The sequence below is a fragment of the Paenibacillus sp. P4_A7 genome (assembly GCF_056402455.1).
On sequence record NZ_JBFUHJ010000425.1, the window covers coordinates 1 to 4,891 of the forward strand.

The window sequence follows — 4,891 nt, forward strand, 5'->3', positions numbered from 1 at the left end:
GAACTGGATGCTTCAGTTACGATATCTGGATTTGACGGCTTACATTCGTCGTTGGACGGCGCTGTGCAAGCGGAGTTTGAAGAGCAGCTGTTCGAAAACGCAGATGCGCTGCTGCTGCCTGTGGTAGGAACGGATGATACGGGGCTTATTCATGCTGTGTTTAGCGATCGTTTAATGAAAGTGACTGATGCTCATTTTGCAAAGCTGCCTAAGCACTGCACAGTCTATACGGGTATGGCGAAGCCTTATTTACGACAGCTTTGCGAACAGAACGGTTTATCGCTCGTCGAACTGTTTGAACGTGATGATGTGGCCATTTACAATTCCATTCCGACAGCGGAAGGTGCACTTATGATGGCCATTCAGAATACTGATATTACGATTCACGGTTCTTCTTCGATGGTGCTTGGATTTGGTCGAACAGGATTTACAATGGCACGAACACTTCAAGGTTTAGGGTCAAAGGTGAAGGTTGGAGTACGACGTTCAGAGCACTTTGCGCGTGCTACTGAAATGGGGTTCGAGCCTTTCTACATCAGTGGTTTGTTGCATCATGTGAGCAATATTGACTTGCTTTTTAATACAATTCCGACTATGATAGTCACAGCACAAATTATCGCAAATTTACCTTCGCGGGCCGTAATAATCGACCTCGCATCTAAGCCCGGTGGAACGGATTTCCGCTTTGCCGAGAAGCGGGGAATTAAAGCGATGCTTGCACCCGGACTACCCGGTATCGTTGCACCCAAAACTGCTGGACGTATCATAGCGGATTGCTTATCACAGTTGATTTTGGACGATACGATTAAGCGGGGGAATGGGATATGAATTGGTCTGGGATAACGGTAGGGTATGCTTTGTCCGGCTCACATTGTACGTTTGCGGAAGTCATGCCTGAAATTAAGCGGTTCGTCGATGCGGGTGCGAATGTAGTGCCGATTGTATCGAATACGCTTATGACTACGGATACTAGGTTTGGTAAATCCGAAGATTGGCAGACTCAATTAAAGGAAATAACGGGAAATGAGCTTATTTCAACGATCGTGCAGGCGGAACCTCTAGGTCCATCTAAATTGCTCGATGTTCTAGTAATCGCTCCATGCACAGGAAATACAACAAGCAGACTAGCAAATGCTATAACCGATAGCGCGGTACTTATGGCTGCCAAAGCGCAAATGCGTAACGGTCGTCCTCTCGTGCTTGCCATATCAACAAATGATGGTCTTGGTTTAAATGCTGCTAATATAGCGAAGCTTCTAGTGGCTAAACATATTTATTTCGTCCCGTTCGGCCAAGATAACCCTGTGCAGAAGCCTAATTCACTTGTTGCCAGAATGGATTTAGTCTTGGAAGCATGCGAAGCAGCCCTTCAGGGAAAACAGCTACAGCCTCTGCTTGTCGAACGTCATAACTGACACGCGCAAGAGGGGAGACGACAGCAGATGTCGAATCAGAAATTGTTTAATGTTGCAGTAGTTGGAGCAACAGGCGCAGTAGGAGAACAAATACTAAAATTACTCGAGTCAAGAAACTTCCCGATTCAAAATCTTAAGCTATTATCGTCTGCGCGTTCGGCAGGCACAACGCTAATTTTTAAAGGGCATGAACTAACGGTTGAGGAAGCAACCCCAGATAGCTTTATAGGTGTGGATATTGCTTTATTTAGCGCAGGCGGAGATGTTACGAAAGCTTTAGCTCCTCATGCCATTAAACATGGAACCGTGTGTATCGATAATACGAATGCCTACCGGATGGATGTGAATACACCGCTTATAGTACCTGAGGTGAACATCGAGAAGGTTAAGGAACACAAAGGCCTTATTGCAAATCCGAACTGTTCGACTATACAAATGGTTGTGGCTCTTAAGCCTCTTAAAGATAAGTATGGCATTTCTCGAATTATCGTATCAACTTACCAAGCCGTATCCGGCGCTGGCAGCCGAGCTATCGATGAAATGCTGCGTCAAACTAAAGCAGCGTTGGATGGTGAACCTGTTAATCCTGATATTTTGCCGGTGGGCGGGTTGCCAGTGAAGCATCAAATTGCTTTTAATGCGATTCCTCAAATCGATAAATTTCAAGACAATGGTTACACACTAGAAGAAATGAAAATGGTTCTAGAAACGAAAAAAATCATGGATGATGAGTCTATTCAGGTTACGGCTACTTGTGTGCGTATTCCTGTTGTTTATGGACATTCAGAATCTGTGTACGTTGAACTTAAAAACAACTACGATTTGGAAGATGTTAAGCAGATGTTGGCAGATGCACCGGGCATTACGCTCGTTGATGATCCAGCAAATCAGCAATACCCGCTTGCGACTGATGCAGCCGATAAGCCGGATGTTTTCGTAGGTCGCTTGAGACGCGATTTAGGGCACGAGCGCGGACTTAATATGTGGATTGTCTCCGATAACCTGCTCAAAGGCGCAGCATGGAATGCCGTTCAAATCGCAGAATACATCGTAAAAGGTTAAACGTATTAAGTGAAGGGTAATAGGCAGCGTCTTCCTATGGTCGATTACGGAGGATAAACATATGCGTATCCTGATCCAAAAATTCGGGGGTACCTCACTATCAACCGACTATGCGAGAGAGCATGTTATTCAGCATATAAGCAGAGAACGGAATAGCGGTTTTGCAGTCGTTGTAGTTGTATCAGCTATGGGACGAAAAGGTGAACCGTATGCAACAGACACACTGCTGCAATTGATCCGTGACAATGGGGATCGACTTCCCGCTCGTGAGCAAGATATGCTGCTAGGCTGCGGAGAGATTATTTCTGCAGCCGCTTTATGCAGTTTACTCTGTGCAAGCGGCATCCCTGCTACAGTGTTAACTGGCGGACAGGCGGGTGTGCTTACAGATGAACAATACGGGCACGCACGCATTAAGGAAATTCGTCCTGACAAAATATTAAATCGATTACATTCAGGCGATGTGGTCATCGTAACGGGCTTTCAAGGAAGCACGGAACATGGGGATACCACTACGCTTGGACGCGGTGGAAGTGATACTTCCGCAACTGCTTTAGGTGCGGCTCTCCGGGCGGAAATGGTCGATATATACACGGATGTCAATGGGATACTAACCGCGGATCCTCGTATTGTTGAAGAAGCAAAACCATTGCTTGTTGTCAGCTATGCTGAAATATGCAATATGGCTAGGCAAGGAGCAAAGGTTATTCATCCGCGTGCTGTTGAAATTGCACAGCAAGCACGTATACCGCTGCGGGTACGTTCAACCTTTACAACGGATACAGGTACGCTAGTAACGGATTCGTCTGAATTAAAGGCTGATCTTTCTGTGAAGGATCGTCATGTAACGGGCATAGCACATGTGTCTGGATTAACTCAAATTTCGGTGAAAGCAATCGAAGGGCGAAATGACGTTCAATTACAGGTTTTTCAAGCAATGGCGAAGCATCGTATTAGTGTTGATTTTATAAATGTGACACCAAGCGGTGCAGTTTATACCGTTTTTGATCGCGATGCAGATAGAGCCGTTCAAGTGTTGAATGAAGGTGGATATACGCCTTTGGCAATTAACGGCTGCGCGAAAGTTTCCGTCATCGGTGGCGGTATGAATGGCGAGCCTGGTGTAATGGCACGTATTGTGGAAGCGCTGACCGAGCAGGAAATCTCGATTATGCAGTCCGCAGATTCAAACACAACAATTTGGGTGCTAGTAAGTGAAGCAGTTATGGCAGAAGCGCTGCGTGCTCTTCACGCGAAATTCGAGCTTCATCGATAAATTATCTATTAAAATAACGCAATGATGTATTTTTTGTCTTGCAAAACTTTTAGGAGGAGTCTAGATGGAATTTGGAAGATTAATTACCGCAATGGTAACCCCATTTGATGCGGATGGTCAGATCGACTGGCCAACTACAGGCCGTTTGATTGATTACTTAATTGAGGATCAGCAAAGTGATAGTCTAGTCGTTTCCGGCACAACAGGCGAGTCACCTACGCTCTCGGATGAAGAGAAGGTCGAACTGTTTCGCTTTGCAGTAAAGCATGCGGATGGTCGTTGCAAAATTATTGCCGGTACGGGTAGCAATAACACGGCCCATTCCATCTATTTGACTAAAGATGCTGAAGCAGCTGGTGTTGATGGTATTTTGCTTGTTGTACCTTACTATAATCGTCCAAGCCAAGAAGGGCTTTATCAGCACTTCAAGGCTGTCGCAGAAACAACTGCATTGCCTGTTTTCCTTTATAACGTTGAAGGTCGTACGGGAGTAAATCTTTCAGTTGACACAACACTTCGCTTAGCAAAGATCCCAAATATTGTGGCGACGAAAGACTGTGCCTCCACGGATCAACTAACACAAATTATTAGTGCTGCGCCAGCAGGTTTTAAAGTATATAGCGGCGATGATAGTGCAACGCTTCCAGCGTTATCAGTGGGTGCGTATGGTATCGTAAGTGTGTCCAGCCATATTATTGGAGCCGAGATGAAGCAGATGATTACGGCTTACGTCGAAGGCAACGTGCAAGAAGCGGCGCGCTTGAATGGTGAATGTCATCCTATTTTCAAAGGATTGTTTGGTTGCCCGCATCCAGTACCAAATCCTGTTGCAGTTAAATATGCAATGGGCTTAAAGGGTTTGCCTGTCGGTGGAGTAAGATTGCCGCTTGTTACAGTAACTGAGGCAGAAAGTGAATTTCTACGCAAGTTGATTTTGTAAATAAATGTCTTTCGTTGCTTGCAGCCGGTGCATCCAGCATCGGTTTTATTTTTTTGGAAATGATCTTTGTTAGTAAGCTTTAATCAGTTTCACTTGTATTCCTTGTTTTTCTTCATGTATAATGTTCTCATGTGACTAAGTACGGCATTTAGTTGGAAGTGTATAATTCGTCAGTGGGGCATCTGTGGATAAGAGGTC

5 protein-coding genes are annotated in these 4,891 nt (G+C 45.2%); all 5 read left to right on the forward strand.

The genetic code is table 11. The features are described from left to right. Positions 1-828: dipicolinate synthase subunit DpsA (gene dpsA / locus AC1DWN_RS27975; protein WP_477562158.1), on the forward strand; the 828-nt coding region annotated here is incomplete at its 5' end. After that, positions 825-1,415, forward strand: a complete 591-nt coding sequence (locus AC1DWN_RS27980) for a dipicolinate synthase subunit B (protein ID WP_477562159.1) — start codon at positions 825-827, stop codon at positions 1,413-1,415. The genes dpsA and AC1DWN_RS27980, both read left to right, overlap by 4 nt. Positions 1,416-1,442: 27 nt before the next feature. Next, on the forward strand, positions 1,443-2,477 hold the full coding sequence (locus tag AC1DWN_RS27985) for an aspartate-semialdehyde dehydrogenase (protein ID WP_477562160.1): 1,035 nt from the start codon (positions 1,443-1,445) through the stop codon (positions 2,475-2,477). A gap of 61 nt (positions 2,478-2,538) precedes the next feature. Then, a complete protein-coding gene (gene dapG, locus AC1DWN_RS27990) occupies positions 2,539-3,753 on the forward strand; it encodes an aspartate kinase (protein ID WP_477562161.1) in 1,215 nt (404 codons plus the stop codon). Between the two features lie 64 nt (positions 3,754-3,817). Then, entirely contained in the window at positions 3,818-4,693 is an 876-nt protein-coding gene (dapA, locus tag AC1DWN_RS27995; protein ID WP_477562162.1) for a 4-hydroxy-tetrahydrodipicolinate synthase, read from the forward strand. The last annotated feature ends 198 nt before the right edge of the window (positions 4,694-4,891 follow it).